14 protein-coding genes are annotated in these 18,648 nt (G+C 60.4%); 2 read left to right on the top strand and 12 right to left on the bottom strand.

Annotated features, from left to right (window positions below):
* Nucleotides 1-44 precede the first annotated feature (44 nt).
* Nucleotides 45-545 carry a methylated-DNA--[protein]-cysteine S-methyltransferase gene (locus BLW36_RS12130; RefSeq protein ID WP_091388801.1) on the bottom strand — a complete coding sequence of 167 codons (501 nt, stop codon included), beginning with the start codon at nucleotides 543-545 and terminating at the stop codon, nucleotides 45-47.
* A 2-nt stretch (nucleotides 546-547) separates the two neighbouring features.
* On the bottom strand, nucleotides 548-2,008 hold the full coding sequence (locus BLW36_RS12135; protein ID WP_091390136.1) for a DNA-3-methyladenine glycosylase 2 family protein: 1,461 nt from the start codon (nucleotides 2,006-2,008) through the stop codon (nucleotides 548-550).
* Nucleotides 2,009-3,004: 996 nt separating this feature from the next.
* Here BLW36_RS12135 and BLW36_RS17430 point away from each other — a divergent pair.
* Nucleotides 3,005-5,158 (top strand): thrombospondin type 3 repeat-containing protein, encoded by a 2,154-nt coding sequence (locus BLW36_RS17430; protein WP_211567198.1) that lies wholly within the window; start codon nucleotides 3,005-3,007, stop codon nucleotides 5,156-5,158.
* 66 nt (nucleotides 5,159-5,224) lie between these two features.
* On the opposite strand, the gene BLW36_RS12145 is transcribed toward BLW36_RS17430, so the two are convergent.
* From BLW36_RS12145 to BLW36_RS12170, 6 genes are all read right to left on the bottom strand, one after another.
* On the bottom strand, nucleotides 5,225-5,674 hold the full coding sequence (locus tag BLW36_RS12145) for a nuclear transport factor 2 family protein (protein ID WP_211567199.1): 450 nt from the start codon (nucleotides 5,672-5,674) through the stop codon (nucleotides 5,225-5,227).
* 197 nt (nucleotides 5,675-5,871) lie between these two features.
* Nucleotides 5,872-7,593 (bottom strand): dipeptidyl-peptidase 3 family protein, encoded by a 1,722-nt coding sequence (locus tag BLW36_RS12150; RefSeq protein ID WP_091388807.1) that lies wholly within the window; start codon nucleotides 7,591-7,593, stop codon nucleotides 5,872-5,874.
* A gap of 93 nt (nucleotides 7,594-7,686) precedes the next feature.
* Nucleotides 7,687-9,510: an ABCB family ABC transporter ATP-binding protein/permease gene (locus tag BLW36_RS12155; RefSeq protein WP_091388809.1), complete on the bottom strand. Its 1,824-nt coding sequence runs from the start codon at nucleotides 9,508-9,510 to the stop codon at nucleotides 7,687-7,689.
* A gap of 139 nt (nucleotides 9,511-9,649) precedes the next feature.
* Nucleotides 9,650-10,261: an NUDIX hydrolase gene (locus tag BLW36_RS12160; RefSeq protein ID WP_091390142.1), complete on the bottom strand. Its 612-nt coding sequence runs from the start codon at nucleotides 10,259-10,261 to the stop codon at nucleotides 9,650-9,652.
* A 151-nt stretch (nucleotides 10,262-10,412) separates the two neighbouring features.
* Complete coding sequence (locus BLW36_RS12165) at nucleotides 10,413-13,577, bottom strand: efflux RND transporter permease subunit (RefSeq protein WP_091388812.1); 3,165 nt, start codon at nucleotides 13,575-13,577, stop codon at nucleotides 10,413-10,415.
* A 33-nt stretch (nucleotides 13,578-13,610) separates the two neighbouring features.
* Complete coding sequence (locus BLW36_RS12170; RefSeq protein ID WP_091388815.1) at nucleotides 13,611-14,870, bottom strand: efflux RND transporter periplasmic adaptor subunit; 1,260 nt, start codon at nucleotides 14,868-14,870, stop codon at nucleotides 13,611-13,613.
* Nucleotides 14,871-14,988: 118 nt separating this feature from the next.
* Between BLW36_RS12170 and BLW36_RS12175 the strand changes: the two genes are divergently transcribed.
* Complete coding sequence (locus tag BLW36_RS12175) at nucleotides 14,989-15,528, top strand: NUDIX hydrolase (protein ID WP_091388818.1); 540 nt, start codon at nucleotides 14,989-14,991, stop codon at nucleotides 15,526-15,528.
* Nucleotides 15,529-15,598: 70 nt separating this feature from the next.
* On the opposite strand, the gene BLW36_RS12180 is transcribed toward BLW36_RS12175, so the two are convergent.
* From BLW36_RS12180 to BLW36_RS12195, 4 genes are read right to left on the bottom strand one after another with little or no spacing between them, the layout of a single operon-like run.
* Nucleotides 15,599-15,916, bottom strand: a complete 318-nt coding sequence (locus tag BLW36_RS12180; RefSeq protein WP_091388821.1) for a YqfO family protein — start codon at nucleotides 15,914-15,916, stop codon at nucleotides 15,599-15,601.
* A gap of 26 nt (nucleotides 15,917-15,942) precedes the next feature.
* Nucleotides 15,943-16,797: a thioredoxin gene (gene trxA, locus BLW36_RS12185; protein WP_091388825.1), complete on the bottom strand. Its 855-nt coding sequence runs from the start codon at nucleotides 16,795-16,797 to the stop codon at nucleotides 15,943-15,945.
* Between the two features lie 31 nt (nucleotides 16,798-16,828).
* Nucleotides 16,829-17,209 (bottom strand): MmcQ/YjbR family DNA-binding protein, encoded by a 381-nt coding sequence (locus tag BLW36_RS12190; RefSeq protein WP_170833204.1) that lies wholly within the window; start codon nucleotides 17,207-17,209, stop codon nucleotides 16,829-16,831.
* A gap of 9 nt (nucleotides 17,210-17,218) precedes the next feature.
* Nucleotides 17,219-18,595, bottom strand: coding sequence for a hypothetical protein (locus tag BLW36_RS12195; protein ID WP_091388828.1), 1,377 nt, complete (start codon nucleotides 18,593-18,595; stop codon nucleotides 17,219-17,221).
* Nucleotides 18,596-18,648 lie beyond the last annotated feature (53 nt).

Below are 18,648 nucleotides of genomic sequence, written 5' to 3' on the forward strand. Positions count from 1 at the left end.
GCTAGCGGATGAACCTTGCGCTTTTTCCGGTGGCCCCGGGCGGGCTACAGCAGCGCGCCCTGCTGCACGAAACGGGCGCCCTCCAGGGACAGCAGGCGGGCCTTCATGTCCAGGCCGCCGGCGTAGCCGGTCAGGGTGCCGTCCGCGCCGATCACCCGGTGGCACGGAATCACTATCGCTATCGGGTTGGCGCCATTGGCCCGCGCCACCGCCCGAATCGCCTTCAGGTTGCCCAGTGTCTCCGCCTGCTCGCGGTAGCTGCGGGTTTCGCCGTAGGGGATGCGCAGCAGTGCGTCCCAGACGCGGCGCTGGAATTCGGTGCCGCGGGGGTTCAGAGGCAGCTCGAAATCCCGCCGCTCACCGGCGAAGTACTCTGTCAGCTGCTGTGCGGCCCTGTCGGTCAACTCCGACGCCCGGCGCTGCCAGTCCTGGCCCACCCGCGTCGCGTGTCCGTCGCGGTGAAACTCCAGCGCCACCAGCCCCCGCTCGTCCGCGGCGATCAAAACCTCGCCGAAGCGGGTGGAGTAGATTTCATAGTTCGTCATCGTCAATCTCCGGATTTCAGCGACTGCCACAACAACAGCGCCCCGTAGGCGCGCCACGGGCGCCAGTTTTCGGCCCGCGCCAGCGCCTGTTTCGGCTTGGCCTTTTCCGCCCCGCTGCCGAGTGCCTGCAATATTCCCAGGTCCGATGCCGGAAACGCGTCCGGCATCGACAGGCCGCGCATGGCGATATAGTGTGCGGTCCAGTCTCCGATGCCGGGCAACGCCGTTATCTGCCGGCACCAATCGTCCAGCTCTGGCTCGGCAAAATTCACCCGCCCTTCCAGAGTCGCGGCGACAAACTCACGCAGCGTCCGCGCTCGCGCGCGGGTCAAGCCCAGGTCGGAGAAGTCCGCTCCCTCGAGCCGCTGCGCGGTCGGGAACAGCCAGTGCTCGTCACCCGCATCGTCCACAAACGACTCGCCATAGCGGGCCACGATACGCCCGGCGATAGTGGTGGCGGCAGCAACGGAAATCTGCTGGCCGAGAATCGCGCGAATGGCGTATTCGAACGGATCCCAGGCGCCCGGCAAACGCAGCCCCGGCGAAAGCGCCAGCTGTTTCTCCAGCATCGGGTCCCGCGACAGCACGGCAGAGATCTCCTCGGTGTCGGCGTCCAGGTCGAACAGGCGCCGCAACCGCTGGTTGACCAGGTAGAGTGCTGCCCCAGCGCCCTCGCCCTGCACCTCCACCACCAGGCGGCTCTTCTCCGCCTGGTGGGTTACCCGCAGTACGCCGCGGAACTGATCCAGCGCGATGCTGCGCTGGTACACCTCGCCCTCCACCTGCTCCACACCGGCCAGCACGCGCGCACCGAGAAATGCCAGTAGCTGCGACCAGTCCAGCGGCGGGCGGTAATCGAGATAGAGACGGATTCTTGATCCCCGCGCACCGGCCACGCCCCCAGCAGCCCGCTCCCGCCTGACTTCCGAAGGCGTGCGCTGGTAGATCTGCTTGAACACGCCGTTGAAGCGGCGCAGGCTGTTGAAACCCGCCTCAAACGCGATATCGGCGATCGGCAGTTCGGTATCGCGCAGCAGCCTGAATGCGAACAGCGCGCGCTCTGCCTGCCACACTGCCAGCGGGCTTACGCCCAGATGTTCGCCAAACAGCCGCCGCAGGTATCGGCTGCTGACCCCGAGGCGCATCGCCAGGACTTCCACGGATTGCGCTTCGCGCTCACTGCGCATCAACTTCAGCGCGCGCTGCACCGTCGTGGACACCAGCCCCCAGGCCGGGCTCCCCGGCGCCGAGTCCGGTCGGCAGCGCAGACAGGGGCGAAAGCCGGCATTCGCCGCCTCCGCCGCCGTCGCGAAGTAGGTCACATTGTGTTCCAGCGGCGGTCGCGCCGGACAGATGGGCCGACAGAAGATACCGGTGGTCTTCACCGCCGTGAAGAAACGGCCATCGAAGCGCCGGTCGCGGGCAAGGCGCGCGCTGGAACAGATTGCGGGGTCGAGCTGCACTGACATCTCCTCTTGCAGGCGGTCAGTGTAGGGCGATGCGGCGATCGCGACTAGTCAAATTCGGAACTGACTGTTACACGCGACGGCGCCGGGATAAGCCTGAGGAAACGCTGGCAGGCCAGGTTGACGGAGCAGCTGCACTAGGAAGCAACTCATCAGAGGCGGAATACATTCGTGGCCAAGATTGTACTCAGAACACCTTGTGAAAATGCCAGAGATCGGGTCCGCGCGGTGACACCTCCCCACTTCAGAATGGCTCCCGTACAGGTGTCAACACGCGCACCAGTGTCCACAGGTAGCACAGACTTTGCCGTCGACTTTTTAGACGCCCTCGCGGCCGCGCCTAAAAATACATATCCAAATAGTCTGTAAGATTTACAAGCTCCGGATTTCGGAGGCCGCAGAGGTTGCCAGAGCATATCTTGTCAGCTTCGCGATGCGAGCCGCGCCGAAGCCCGCCGAATGCTTACCCGCTCAACTTTAATCGATCATTGCGTACCAACTAGAGATCCCGCCGAAGGACATATTGAACTTACCGCAGTTGCAGGCCCTGAATCTCCCTTCACCCGACAGTCGAATGTCGCGACGCGATTGCGTCCCGATGTACCTGTCAAACGATTACTTGATTATTGTCACGCCATTTTTTAGCAGTGGATCACAATTTCTATTAGAACTCAGACTGCAAAGAAGTATAAAGGCGGCCGGCAGCGCGCACCGCAATTACCGGGCGTTCAATCAACCCCATTAGCGGCAGCGAGGCCGGGCCTACAGGGAAGTAGGTGGTGGATTTACGGCACATAAGAATTTTCCGCCGTACATCCGACTGCTGCGTAAGACAGGTTCACCCTTGTTCCCTGGCAGATAACAAAAAGGAATTTTGTTTTGGAGAGTTTATCCATGCGCCGTCTCTTGATTATTTTACTTTCACTTTCGGTCGTTATTCTGACCGCGTGCAGCGCGGATACCAAAAACGGCAGAAGAAACAGCACCATTCAGGTGACACCTACTACAACCGTCGTCGATACGGATAGCGACGGTATTGCCGACAGCAGTGACAACTGCCCCAATGCCGCCAACGCCGACCAGGCCGACACCGACAAGGATTCCATCGGCGATGCCTGCGATTCCGATATCGACGGTGATGATGTCGCCAATGAGCAGGATAACTGCCCACTAATCGCCAACAATGAGCAGTCCGACATCGACGGTGACGGTACCGGCGACGCCTGTGACAATGATCGCGACGGCGACGATGTAACCGACAGCCTCGACAACTGTCCTGGGACCGCAAATCCGGACCAAGCCGATCAGGACAACGACAATATCGGCGATGCCTGTGACTCCGATAGCGATACCGACGACGACGGCGTCGATGACGGCGCAGACAACTGTCCCAATGACGCCAATTCCGATCAGGCCGATATCGACGGCGATGGCGCCGGAAACGCGTGTGACGGCGACGACGATGGCGACGGCACCGCTGACGGCGGCGATAACTGCCCACTGACACCCAATACCGACCAGGCGGACCAGGACGGCGACGGCATCGGCGACGCTTGTGACACCGATCGAGACGGCGATGGTGTGGACAACGACAGTGACAATTGCCCGCTGGTCAGCAACACCGATCAGGAAGACGTGGACGGCGATGGTATCGGCGACGCCTGTGACGATCTGATCGACAACGACGACGACGGCGTTGCGAACGACGCTGACAACTGCCCCTCACACCCCAACTCCTCGCAGCGGGACACCGATGGCGATGGCATCGGCGATGCCTGTGATGATCTGATTGACAGCGACAACGACGGTGTCGAAGACGACATCGATAACTGCCCGCTGGTGGCCAATGACGATCAGCTCGACAGCGATGGCGACGGTCAGGGCGACGCCTGTGACAACGACGACGACAACGACGGCATCGGCGACGGGGACGACAACTGCCCGCTGACCCCCAATAACGATCAGGGCGACCTGGACGGCGACGGTGTCGGCGACGCCTGTGACGATGATCGCGATGGCGACGGTATACCCGACGGTAGCGATGACTGCCCGACGGATGCCACCAACACTTGCGATCAAGGTGACAGCGACGGCGACGGTGTCGATAACGGGCAAGACAACTGTCCCAACATCGAAAATGCGGACCAGTCGGATCTCGACAACGACGGTATCGGCGACGCCTGTGACGACGATACGGATGGCGACGGCGTCGGCGACAGTGGCGACAACTGCCCGATGACCGCCAACGCCGATCAACTCGACACCGACGGCGATGGTATCGGCGATGTCTGTGACGACGACCTCGATGGCGACGACGTTACCGACGACGTCGACAACTGCCCGCTGGTGAACAATCCATCGCAGCAAGACAGCGACGGCGACGGCTTCGGCGATGCCTGTGATCCCGACCAGGATGGTGACGGCGTCGACGACAACGACGACAATTGCCCGGCAACTTCCAATCCGGACCAGATTGATTCGGACGGTGATGGCCTCGGCGACGCCTGTGATCCGGATGTGGACGGCGACGGCGTCGACAACCAAACCGATAACTGTCCGCAGACGTACAATCCACCCGTACCGCCGAGCACAGAACAGGACGACTTCGACGGTGACGGTATCGGTGACGCATGTGACGATGGCACCGCGGCGACCTGCGAAGGTATCGGCAACTTCGAGCCGATTACTACCTTCAATTCGAAACTGGACCACGGCACAGTCGGCGACTGCAGCGGCTGCTCGGTAACCAGTCCGGGCCGGGTGACCAACGACGTCATCACCGATGCGGCGCGTATGGAAGTAGCGACGGGTGCATCCGGCTATGCCTACCTCGAGGTCGAAAGGACCGAGACTCTGATCGGCCGCCACAGGATCGGTTTCCTGGTCGAGCATCCGGCATCAATTCTGGATCTCATACTGTTGGATACGATCACCATCACCACGCTGCGGGATGGAGTACCCACCGGCGACAGCGCCTCTGGATCGTCACTGGTCGTGTTCGATGTGGACGGCGCGGTCAATCAGCGCCTGTTGACCTTCAATTCCATCCATGACTTCGACCAGGTGCATCTCCGCCTCGACAGCCTGCTGACCGAGGTCAACCAGCTGGATGTGTACTTGGCCTGTATGGCACCGATTAACCAGTAATTTAAATCACTAACGAAAAGCCCCGGCAATTGCCGGGGCTTTTTTTATGAGCGCATAGCCAAAAAATCAATTCTTTGTCTGGTGCCTGCCAGCATCGTAGTACTGCCACAGCACATTCACGATCTTCCACTCGCCATCGACTTTCACCAAGTGCATATAATCGAGCCACTCATCGGCCTCCACCTTGACCGTGGCAATTCTGTCGTGAATATCGAGTACCTTGACCGACTTGCGGGGATTATCGGGGAATCTGTCCCCATTGCGGTTGTAACGCTCGGCTACTCGCAGCATGGTGTCGTAATCGGTTTCCAGCAGGGTATCCTGCTCATCTTTTCGCCAGAAGGTGCGCTTTTTCAGCGCCGGATGAAGGGCCCTTTGCATCTGGTTTCTGTCGACACTGTGCTGTGATTCCAGGTAGTCGAGGGAAGCACGGATGATCATATCGCGATCATCGGCCAGAGCCGGGAAGCTGCATAGAGTGGCAAACAGCAGGGAAGCGCGCAGGTAGATAGACATATCAGATTCCTTGTCTGGATTCTTTTGCGCGACAGATGATGCCCGGGTGGGCAAGGACCGCCACCGCTTTTCGACCAGTCGAAACCTCTGACCGGCAAAAAGAATCCCCACGCACAGGGACGCCCCGGACATGGTGGTGCGAGGGCACAAAAAAAGCCCCGGCGTTGCCGGGGCTTTTTGAGCGGGAGAGAAAGTGCTTATTTGAGGCCCAATACTTCTTTGCCCTGAATAAAGGTCACATCCACCGGAATATCCGCTTCCGCGAGTCGATCCAGATCCGCTCGCAGTTCGGCGCCGACCACACCCTTGCCTTCCAGCAGCTCCTTCGACTTCGCGTAGTCGCCGTCACCCTGGATGGTCAGGATCAGATTGGACAGCTTTGTCATGGCTTCCTGCATCTTCTCGAAATCGACGCTGTACTGACCGGTCTCCGGGTCGCGGGTAAAGGCACCCTGCTCCTTGAAGAAGTTAAAGCGCATCATGTTCGCCTTGCCGTGGGCGCTGGCAGCGCCGAAACGCACACTGCGGAAAATACTGGCGAGGAAGGTGACATAGTTGTCCATCAACTCACCTTCTTCGAGCTCACCTTTCTCGTGCAGGCGCGTGACCATGTACAGGCCGAGAATGTCCGCCTTGCCCTCTTCCAATGCGGAAGAGGTTTCCTTCAGCGCCTGGCGTACGTTGCTACCGTCAGTAACGGTCTTCTTGATGCCGAGACCGTGAGCCACTTCGTGGAACATGGTGTTGGCGAAGAAGGCCGGGAAGGTGATGTGCTTGCGCTGGTCCTCGGCAATCAGCACTTCGCTGATCGGCACAAGGATCTTGTCGAACTTGGCGCGCATCGCGTTTTTCAGCTGCAGGCGACGGGTGCCCTTGGCCAGCTGCACTTCCTCGTCGTTCGGCAGGTTGATGGCAATGGTCTTGGAACCTGCGTTGCTGTGACCCGCATAGAAGAGGACATCGTAGGCGTTCAGGTCGGAGTCGGTGCCCGGCTCTTCTGCCTTGTACTTGTCGTCAACCGGCAGTCCCTTCTGCAACTCCGGCAGGAACGCCGCAAACTTGGCCAGTTTTTCGCTCCACTCTTTGTCTTTCAGCAGCACGTAGGACTCGTAGGCGGTGCGGTAGGCGAACAGCTGGTCTTCGTAGTTTTCGATCGGACCGATCACCACGTCGATATCGTTGTTCTTCATGTCCATCCAGGCCATATCGCTGGGACGGAAATCGTCACTGACCAGCGCATCGGCGCGCATGCTCAGGTAGTTGGCGAACTCCTTGTCCTCAGCCAGCTTGGCGGCCTCGCGCAGAATCTCGGCGGCGCGCTCCAGTTCGGCCTTGTAGGCCTCGCTGTAGGGGATCAGTTCCAGCTTGCCCTCGCTGTTGCGGCGCACCAGTGAGTAGAGACCGTCTTTACCCGGCTGCTGCCAGGCTTCGAATTCAGCCTTGGTCATGTCCGCCGGATAGAAATTTGCCCCGAGCGGTTTGGGACCGTAGCCCTCGACAAACGGCTTGTTGCCGTTCAGGCGATCCCAGGGGCCGTAATTGATCTTGGCAAACTCGCGCTTGCGGCTGTCTTCGATACTCGACAGCAGGTCCTCTGCCGGTCCGAAGGACTGCAGCCAGAACAGACGGTCCATGATCTGGCTGGCGTCGATCAGCAGGCCGATCATCTGGCGCTGATCGTCGGACAGGTCGCTCAGGTCCGCGTTCAGCTCCACCGGCACATAGATGTCAAAGCGCTGTTCCGCGTCTTCCACCGGCTGATCCGCCGGTGTGGCGACGGTTTCCGATTCCACGACCTGGGCTTCGGCCTCGGCCTGTGCGGTTTTTTCTTCCTGTTTGTCGCTGGGTGAGCAGCCACTTACCAGCAACAGCGCCAGCAGTGCAGCGATTATCCGTGCGGATTGAATAGGGGTCGTCATAAGAGGTTCTGCCTATCGTTATATTTAGTCCGGCGCCACATTAGTCCGGCCGCGGATATTTATCAAGGATGAGCAAGAGCAGGCACCAGTCTTTTAAGGAATCAACGGTTGTGTCACCGCCGTCCGCGCTTCGGCGGTGCGCTCCTGCTGCTGCAGTTGCCACAGTGTCGCGTAATGGCCATTTTTAGCCAGCAGCTCGACATGACTCCCCTGCTCGACAATGCGGCCTTGATCCATCACCAGAATCACATCCGCATCCACGACCGTGGAGAGGCGATGGGCAATCACCAGCGTGGTCTGCTCACGGGCGATTTCCCGCAGTGATTCGAGGATGCCGCGCTCGGATTTACTGTCGAGAGACGAGGTGGCTTCGTCGAAAACCATGATCGGCGGCCGCTTGAGCAGCGCGCGTGCGATGGCGACCCGCTGTTTTTCTCCGCCGGAAAGCTTCAGGCCGCGCTCACCGACGAGCGTCTCCACTCCTTCCGGCAACTGCTGCACAAAGTCGTGCAGATGGGCGTGGCGGATTGCCTCCATCACCTCGTCATCGCTGGCTTCCACCCGACCGTAGCGCACATTCTCCAGAATCGACTGATTGAACAGCACCGCATCCTGCGGTACTACGCCGATCGCACGACGCAGCGATTCCTGACTGACGGAACGGATGTCCTGGCCATCCACCAGGATGCGCCCCCCGGTGACGTCATAGAAGCGGAACAGCAACTTGAACAGCGTGGATTTACCCGCGCCGCTGGCACCGACTATCGCCACTTTCTGTTTCGGCTGCACGGTAAAGCTGACACCGCTGAGAATTTCGCGATTCTCCCGGTAGCCAAAACGCACATCGTCAAACTCGATACGCCCTTCCCGTATCTCCAGCTCCGCAGCGCCATCCCTGTCTTTTACTGCCGGCTCCACCGTCAGCAGCGAAAACATTTTTTCAATATTTGCCAGGGCACCCTTCATTTCCCGATAGACAAAGCCGAGGAAATTGAGGGGGATGAAGATCTGCATCATGAATGCATTGATCAACACGAAGTCACCGATGGTCATCTGACCTGTAGTGACATTCACCGCGGCCAGAATCATCGCACCGCACATGGCAGCGGCGATGATCAGCGCCTGGCCCGCATTGAGGCCGAACAGCGACAGGCGGTTCTTGCGCCGCGCCTGCTCCCAGAATGCCAGCTCACGATCGTAGTGGCCGGCCTCGTGCCGTTCGTTGCCGAAATATTTCACCGTCTCGTAGTTCAGCAGACTGTCCACCGCGCGGCTGCTGCTCTGGGACTCCGCCTGATTCAGCTCGCGCACGAAGCGCGTGCGCCACTCAGTGGCCACCACGGAAAAGCCGATGTAGACGACCACCGCGCCGAGAACCAGCAGCGCGAAGGCGACACTGTAGTTCCACCACAACAGCCCGGCGACCATCGTGATTTCCACCAGTGTCGGCACAATGTTGAACACCATGAATCGCATCAGGAAGCCGATGCCAGAGTTGCCGCGTTCTATGTCCCGTGACAGGCCGCCGGTGCGGCGGTTCAGGTGAAAATCCATATCCAGCCGGTGCAGGTGCCGGAACACCTCCAGGCCGACCCGCCGCTGGGCGCGTTCGGTGACCCGGCCGAAGATCGTATCGCGCAGCTCGCCGAACAGCGTGCTGGAAAAGCGCACCGCGCCGTAGGCCAGCAGCAGGCCGAGCGGCAGTGCGATGGCCTGAGCGGTACCGCCGGCGCTATCCAGATCGTCGACAATGTGTTTGAGAATAAAGGGCAGGACCACGCCGGCGAGCTTGGCGCCGACGAGACACAACAGCGCGAGGATGACTGCGCGCTTGAATTCCAGCAGGTAGGGAAACAGGGTTTTCAGTGCGCCCCAGTGCACTTCCTCCAGGGCGACGGTAGATTTTGGTCTGGGCATAGCTCGGTTCGCAGGATAACTGGTGCGCATTATACGCACGCGACAACGGGAGCGCCGCGAAGATAGCACCTCAAGCTAAGTTGAGGTCAAACAACCCGCTGCAGCAAACCGGTAATCTCAGCGAGCCGCCAACAAATGGTTAACTCAGCGCCCGCAAGGGTACATCGTCGCGGCGGCCGATGGACGCACCGAGCACCTTGACCAGGAACTCGGTCAGTACGCCGGCGGTGAACCCCCAGATCTCGTAGCCGCGGTACAGGTAGGCCGGCAGATACACCGCGCGCTTGTCGATGGTGATCCGGTCGGTGCGGATGCGCGGATCGGCGAGAAAAAATGACAGCGGCACGCGGAAGATCGCATCCAGCTCGCCGGGATTCGGGGTGAGTTTTGCATCGCGTGAAATCACACCGACCCAGGGCGTGACCTGCACCTGCCAGCGGGTGGTGCGCGACCACAGTGGGCCGAGCACCCGCACCTGATCAGCCGGCAGACCGATTTCCTCCTCCGCCTCGCGCAGCGCCGTGTACTCCAGCGACGGGTCCGTGTCATCCCAGCGTCCGCCCGGCAGCGAAACCTCGCCCGAATGCGTGGACAGGTTGGCCGAGCGCTTGGTCAGAATCACCTGGGGATCCGGCTCGTCGGTCAGCGCCAACAGCACCGCTGCGTGCCCCTGCAGATCGGGGCCACTCGGCACCCTGGTCTCCAGATCACCTCGCAACAGGGAAATCTTTTCTTCAATCTTGGTCAGCATAAAAACCTGTATCAACGCACTTCAATTGTGCACGGGGCACATATTCCATCATACCGAATCCAGCCCTGCGCGCCGAGCGATCATTTTTTGACCAGCAAGACAGGGAATTCCCCACGGTCGGGGAATCCGGCACGTCAACGGAGCTAATTCATCAGCTGCCTGCGGCAGTATCCTCCTGCGGCTGGGACTGAGGACTGGCCTGCCCCTTGGCCTTCTCGCGCAGCGACTGCACCAGCGCGTAATACACCGGCACCAACAGCGTCGCCAGCAGGCTCGCGGCGGTCATACCGCCAAATACCGCCAGGCCCAGGGAAACCCGGCTCACGGCACCGGCGCCGGTAGCCAACAGCAGCGGTATGACGCCGAGAATGAACGACATCGCGGTCATTAACACGGCGCGAAAGCGCAGGCGCGTCGCACTGAGTGCGGCGTCGGCGATGGACTTGCCCTTGTCCCTCTCCACGCAGGCAAACTCCACAATCAAAATTGCACTCTTCGCCGCCATGCCGATCAGCAGCACCAGACCGATCTGCGTATACAGATTATTGATGGAGCCGGTGATCCAGACTGCAAACATCGCGCCAGTGATGGCGATAGGCACACACAGGATCACCGCAATCGGAATGCTCCAACTCTCGTACTGCGCCACCAGAAACAGGTAGACGAACACCACGGCCAGGGAAAAGAGTATTGGCGCCATGTTGCCGGAACTGATTTCCTGCAGACTGGAGCCGGTCCACTCGTAGCCGTAGCCTTCGGGTAGCTGGTCGGCCAGATCCGCCATCGCGTTCATCGCCTGACCGCTGGAATAACCCGGCGCCTGCGCACCGTTGATCGTGACACTGTTGTAGAGGTTGTAGCGGTTGATGGTTTGTGGAGCGACCATCGGCGTTATCTTGGACACCGAAGTCACCGGCACTAGGCCACCGCTGTTGGAACGCACGTAGAATCCGGCCAGGTCCTCCTCCTTGTCACGGAACTGGGCATCCGCCTGCACCATCACCTTGAAAACCTTGCCATACAGGTTGAAATCGTTGACATAGTAACCACCGAGCAGCGCCTGAAAGGTGGAATAGACCTCCATCAGCGGTACACCGAGGACGTGGGCCTTGTCCTTGTCCAGCGTCAACTGCAGTTGCGGTGTCGTGGCCTGAAAACTGGTGAAGGCCTGGGCGATCTCCGGTCGCTGGTTCGCCGCGCCGAGCAGCCCGTACATTACCTGCGCCAGCTGGCTTGTGCTGCGCCCTTGCAGGTCCTCGAGAATAAACTCGAATCCGCCGACGGAGCCCACGCCCGGCAACGGCGGTATGGCAAAGGGCATGACCTGGGCATTGGGTATCTGCGCAACTTTCTTCTGCACCCGCTCCATGATGGCAAACTGGTGATCCTGTTCGTCGGTGCGGTCATCCCAGGGTTTGAGCACGGCAAACATCATTGCCGCATTCGACGACGCACTGTTGGCCAGCAGGTTGTAACCGGGCACTCCCACTACGTGGGCCATGCCAGGTTCTTCCTGCAGAATATCGCTCACCTGCTCCACTACCGGTATCGTGCGCTCCAGCGAGGAACCATCCGGCAGCTGAACGTGCAGCAGAAACGTGCCCTGGTCCTCGTCCGGAACAAAGCCGCCGGGAACGGTCGTGAACAGCCAGAAGCAGAAGGCAAACATCGCGGCGATCGACGCAATGCCAAGCAGGGGGATGGCCACCCAGAAACGCACCAAACGCAGATACAGATTCGTGGTGCGATGCAGGAATCGGTTGAAAAAACCGAAGATTCCGGTTTCCTTAATACCGGCGACCTCGCCCCCCGGGCCCGCTTTCAGCACCGTGGCACAGAGCGCCGGACTCAGTGTCAGCGCATTGATTGACGAGATGATCACCGCCATGGATATGGTGATGGCGAACTGCTGGTACATCTTTCCGGTGACCCCCGGCATCAGCATCACCGGCACAAAAACCGCCAGCAACACCAGCGTGGTAGCGATCACCGGACCGGTGACCTCGCGCATGGATTCGAGCGCCGCCTCTCTCGGCGACAGCCCCTCCCCCATCAGCCGCTGCGTGTTTTCCACCACGATAATCGCATCATCCACGACGATACCGATAGCGAGGATCAGCGCGAACAGCGTGATGGTGTTGATACTCATGCCCAGCCCCAGCATCAGCGCAAAAGTACCGATCAGTGATACCGGGATGGCGATAGCGGGTATCAATGTCGAACGCCAGTCCTGCAGGAAAAGGAACACGACCAGGATCACCAGAATCAGCGCCAGGATCAGCGTCTGGACCACCTCTTTCATCGACGCCTCGACGAACAGCGTGGTGTCGTAAAGCACAGTGGCTTCCAGATCATCGGGGAAGCGTTCGGCAAGCAGGGCTATCCGTTCCTTGATGCCGTCGGCCACCTGCAGCGCGTTGGCGTCCGGCAGCTGGTATACACCGATCACTGCGGCCGGCTTCTTGTCCAACAGCCCGGCGGCGACATAGGACTGACTGCCCAGCTCTATCCGCGCCACGTCCCTGACTTTGACCATGCCGCCATCCGGCTTGGCGCGAATGGTGATGTCGCCGAATTGCGCCGGATCCTCGAGGCGCCCCTTGGCGATGATGTTGTACTGGAACTGCTGCTCCTTGCTGATCGGCGGTGCGCCGAGCTGGCCCGCGGCCACCTGTACATTCTGCGTCTGGATCGCGCTGATCACATCCTGCGCGGTGACATCGAGTGCCGCCATCCGGTTGGGGTTCAGCCACACGCGCATCGCATAGTTACGCGCGTTAAAGATGTTGACCTTGCTGACGCCGGGTACCCGCGCGAGTTCGTCCTTCAGGTAGATTTCCGCGTAGTTGGCCAGGAACAGCTCATCGAAGGTGTCGTTGGGGGAAAACAAATTCACCACCAGCAGCATGGTGGTGCTCTGTTTCCTCACGGTGACGCCGTTGCGTTTGACATCCTCCGGTAGCGTCGGCATTGCCTGCTGCACCCGGTTCTGCACATTCACCTGGGCAATGTCCCCGTCGATCCCGGAATCGAAGGTGACCGTCAGGCTGTAGGAGCCATCGTTGCCACTGGTAGAGGACATGTATGCCATGCCCTCGACACCGTTGACCTGCGCCTCGATCGGCACCGCGACACTGTCGCGCACCACCTCGGCACTGGCGCCGGCATAACTGGTAGAGACACTGATGGTCGGGGGCGCTATATCCGGGAACTGGGCCACCGGCAACAGTGGCAGGGCCAATATTCCTGCCAGGGTTATCAGTATCGAAATGACGAAGGCGAAGCGCGGTCGCCGGATACAGAAGGCACTGATCATAAACCGGCCGCACTGTCTCCTGACCGCTGCGGGTTATTTGCTGTCATAGAATTCCACTTCCTCGGCCTCGCGGGAATCGCCGCTGCCGGTCGACTCCCCCTCACTGCCGGCGCCGGCGGCCCGCACCTCTCCCGACGGCGGCGGCGCGGGCGGCTCACTGTTTTCGTAGGGGTTGCGCGGCGTGCTCTGCGGCGTCACCGGCTTGTCAGCCACGACCCGCTGCAGGCCATTAACGATGACGGTTTCCCCGGCCTTCAGCCCCTCTTCCACCGCCCACAGTTCTCCCTCGCGCTGGCCCAGCTTTAGGTAGCGCTTGCTCGCCACATTGCCCTCGCCCAGGACAAACACATAGCGCCCCTGCATGTCCTCCATCACGGCGGACTGCGGCACCAGCGGCTTGACCGCGTCGCTGCCGCGGAATACGCGAATCGATACCCGCGCGTACTGGCCCTGCGCCAGCAGCTGTCCCGGATTGGGGAAGCGAGCGCGCACGGCGATGGAACCGGTATTCGGGTCTATCTGGTTGTCGACGAACACAATGTCGCCCGGGTGGGCGTAGGAGGTGCCGTCCGGCAGCTCGATACGAATATCACTCTGTACAGGCGCCAGCCCCTGCTGTCGCCGCCGCTCTGCTTCCACCTGCACAGCGAACAGTTGATCCTCCGGGACTTCGAAAAGCACGTAGATCGGATCCATCTTGACGATGGTCGCGAGCGGTTCGGACTGCGGCCCGACCAGGGAACCCTCGGGGTACTCGGCGCGCCCGATGCGGCCGGTGAGTGGCGCAAATATCTCGGTGTAGGAAAGGTCGAGTTCGGCTTTTTCCACATTCGCCCTCATGCCCTCGACACGGGATTTGGCCTCCTGGAAATTTCCCTCCAGCTCATCCATCTGCACCTGGCTGATAGCACCGGAGCTCACCAGCTGGCGACCGCGGCGATAATTGCGCTCGGCCACCCGCAGCGCCGACTGTGCCTGCGCCAGGTTGGCGCGCTGATTGTCCAGCGCGGCGATAAAGGGCTTGGGATCTATGCGATACAACAGCTGCCCCTGCTGTACCATGTCCCCTTCGGTGAAGTGGCGGCTCTCGATATAGCCCTCCACCCGCGGGATCACCCGATACTCATCGGTAGCCTCCACCCGCCCGACATATTCGAAGCGCGGAATGACCGGCTGTTCCCGTACCGACAGCACTTCCACCGGCGGCGGCGGTGGCGCCTCTGGCTCTTCCTCTTTGCCGGTACAGGCGCACAAAATGGCCAGCGACAGCCCGAACAAAAAAAATCGTGCCATGGAAGTTCAACCATCGCCTGCTGCAAAAAGATCTCGTCTAACAACTATAGGCGGGGACAACCAGGCGCCGGCAGGCGAGCGCGCTGGCGCTCGGGATTACCATGGGTATACTGGCGCCATGAAATTCTGCAGTCACTGCGGCAGCGATGCCGTCACCTTTGCCATTCCCGCAGGCGATGACCGCCCGCGCCACCTGTGCGGCGGTTGCGGCGCCATCCACTACATCAACCCGCGCATCATCGTCGGTGTCCTGCCCTATCTCGGCGACAGGGTACTGCTGTGTAAGCGCGCCATAGAACCGCGCTTGGGGCTGTGGACGCTGCCAGCGGGATTTATGGAAAACGGCGAGACCAGTGAGGAGGGCGCACTGCGGGAATCCTGGGAGGAGGCTCGGGCCAATATCCGTGTCGACGACCTCTACACCATCTACGACATACCGCATATCAACCAGGTCTACCTGATGTACCGCGGCGAACTGACGGATACCAATTTCGGCCCGGGCCCGGAGTCGCTGGAAGTCGAGCTGTTTCACGAAGATGAGATTCCCTGGCAGGAAATCGCCTTCCCGATCATGAGTGAGACGCTGGAACTCTATTTCATGGACCGCCAGGCGGGCCACTTCCCACTGCACCGCGGCGTCATTCAGCGCAAGCTGTGATTTTCGCAGCGGAACCAACAAAAAAGGGCGAACCGGTGGTTCGCCCTTTATCGCAATCTGGTGCGGTCAATCAGCCGCAGCGTTCATCCAGTTTCCACAGGTCGAACGCCGGCTCCTCGTAAGGATGGGCCGCGCGCAACGCGGCCAGTGCCGCGTCCACCAGCTCGTCTGCGCACACCATCTCTACCCGGTACTCCGCCACCTGCTCTACCTGGCCGGACTGGCCGATAAACGGTTGGCTACCCTCCAAGGGTCGGAACTGTCCCGTGCCCAGCACCTGCCAGCAACAGCTATCGTAATCGCCGATGCGTCCGGCGCCGGCGTCGAACAGTGCGCGCTTGACCACTTCCACGTGGGACTCGGGGATATAGGCACAGAGTTTGTACACGCAGACTCCTTGCGGGCAAGTTGAGATCAGAACATCAGCGTCATCAGCTTACGCTGGTACTGGGCCGCCAGCGGATCACCGCTACCGAGGCTTTTGACGATATCGAGAAACGCCTGCTTGGCCGCGCCATCGGCGAAATTCAGGTCCTTGCGCAGAATATCCAGCAGCAGCTCCAGCGCGTCCTGCGGGCGGCCGTTCTGGCTGTACTGCACCGCCAGCTTGTAGGCGGCGTCGTAATCCTGCGGATTCTGCTCCACCGCCTGCTGTAGCGCCTTGATCTCCGGCGATTCCGCGGCCTTCTGCTTCAGTTCCAGCTGCGCCATCAGCTGCTGGTAGTCGCTGTCCTGGTCCGCAAGCAGGATCTTGCCGAGTACCGTTTCCGCCTCCGGGGTGCGGTTCTGCTCCAGCAGCACCGCCGCCAGCTGTTTGGCGATGTCGGCGCGCTCGCCGGACTCGGTGTAGACCTGGCGCAGCACCGGCAATGCCTCGTCCAGCTTGCCCTCGGCCACCAGCTTCTGCGCCTGCTGAAACTGCAGCTCCCAGGCTTTCGGCAGGTACTTGTCCAGCATTTCGCGGATCTGCTTCTCCGGCTGCGCGCCGGCAAAGCCATCCACCGGCTGGCCGTCTTTCAGCACCATGACCGTCGGCAGGCTGCGCACGCCCAGCTGGCCGGCCAGCATCTGTTCGGTATCGGCATTCACCTTGGCCAGCAGGAACTGGCCGGCGTATTCATTGGCCAGCTTTTCCAGCACCGGCATCAGCTGCTTGCAGGGCTCGCACCAATCCGCCCAGAAATCCACCACCACCGGGCGTTTCATGGATTCTTCGATCAGCACCTGCTGGGCGTTTTCCGCCGTCACATCGACAATAAATTCGTTCACAACTACTCCTGAACCAAGCTGCAGTTATCTGTTAGCGGTATATGGTATCAGCACCGTATGCCAATTCGAGTGCCTCGCGCTCGACTTTGCGCAGGCCCCTGACGATCAGGCCGTAGGACCTGTCCATCAACCGCTCGATTTCATAGTCCGGCACGCTGCCGTCCAGCAGCACCGTGTTCCAGTGTTTCTTGTTCATATGGTAACCGGGAATCACGCCGGTAAAGATATCCCGCAGGGCCTGGGCTTCGTCGGGATCGCACTTTAAGTTCGTGCAGTCGACGCCGTCGAGGCGGCCAACGGTGGCGAACATCTTGCCCTTGATCTTGAACACCGCGACATCCGGGCCAAAGGGGAAATCCTCCTCGGCCTCGGGGCGGGAGAGCAGATAGTCGCGCACGGCCCTGCGGTCCACAGTGGATTCCTACCAGTTCAGGGACGACGGCAGCCGCGGCGACGACAGCAGTTTACTGAAGCGCTGCCAACGCTCGTTCGGATCCTCGGTGCCCTCTTCCACATAGTCGGCCACCAGTTTTTTGCCCCAGTTGTAATTGATCACATAGGCGCCGTAGGCATCCACGAAGCGTTTGCGCTGCGCAGCCTTTTCCGGACTCATCAACGTGTATTTCTGGAACAGCTCGACCACCTTGTCGCCGTCGATCTGGCCATCGATGTACTGGCGGGCAACTTCATTGCCGGCAAAGCTCAGCTTGGCGATCAGCTCCAGTACGCGATCGTATTTCTCCGCGTCGGCCGGATTCAGGCCGGCGAGCGGATAGAGCACTTCCTTTTCAAACTCGAGTTTTTCCTCACCGGGGAATGCCAGCTCGATACCATAGTTGGCGCTGCCCTCAGCAATCACGGACTGCGGGCTGAATAGCGGGTAGACACTGTACTCGACCCAGCCACGCTTGTTGACCAGCTCGTCTTCCAGCAGCGCGTTGTAAGTGTGGTGGCCCGGATAACCCTCGTGACAGCCGAGATCGATGGCGCGGTCGATCATGATCGGCAGCTCAGTATTGATCTGGATCAGGCTCTGCGCATTGCCCTGATACCAGTTGTATCCACTCCAGGGCTTGTCGGTGACATATTCGAGTACGAAGTTTTCGTTTGCCGGCAGCTGGATATGCTGCTTGGTGCGCTCGCGGCAGGCATCGATGGCCGCATCGAAAACGGCCTCGAGTTTGTCAGCGGGAACTTCAAACTGCTTTTTGAACGCCTGCACACGGACGGGCAGCGGCTCGTCGCCGGGCAAGAGTTCTTCTAGCTCGGCCAGTATCGGGCCGAACTCGGCAAAATTCTGTTTGGGCGGTTGAGTGTCGTAGAGCAGCTGTGCTTCGCGCTCGAAACTGCGCTCGGTGGCACCGGCCAGGCTCTCCGCGTGCGCGATCAGTGCGCGCAGCTGGGTTTTCAGATAGTGCACGCGCAGATTTTCGATGGAGCCGTCTTGCTTTTTTACTTCCGGCAGCTGCTTCAGCAACTGCTTGCCGCGTGCGGCAATGTCGACCGGCTTAGCCTCACTGCTGGCGGCCTCTTCCTTCCACTCCTGAGGACCGTAATAGGCATCGACGTAACTGTCGTCGTGATTGCCCAATTCCAGCACCAGCTGCACATAGCTCTTCGCCACCGCATCCATGTCTGCTTTTTTCCCCTTCGCAATGTCCGGTGCCTGCTCTACTGCTGCAGCCGGCTCTTGTGCCGACTCTTGCGCCGGCGCTTCTTTCCTGTCGCCGCAGGCACTCAGGGTGAGCAACAGTGCCGTCAGCGGCAGCAGCCTGAATAGTATTTGAGCTAGATTCATCTCGGTTCCCTTACTACTGGTAGTCGTATTCTGATTCTTGTTCACGGCGCGCC

The organism is Microbulbifer marinus, assembly GCF_900107725.1.
Classification (GTDB): Bacteria; Pseudomonadota; Gammaproteobacteria; order Pseudomonadales; family Cellvibrionaceae; genus Microbulbifer; species Microbulbifer marinus.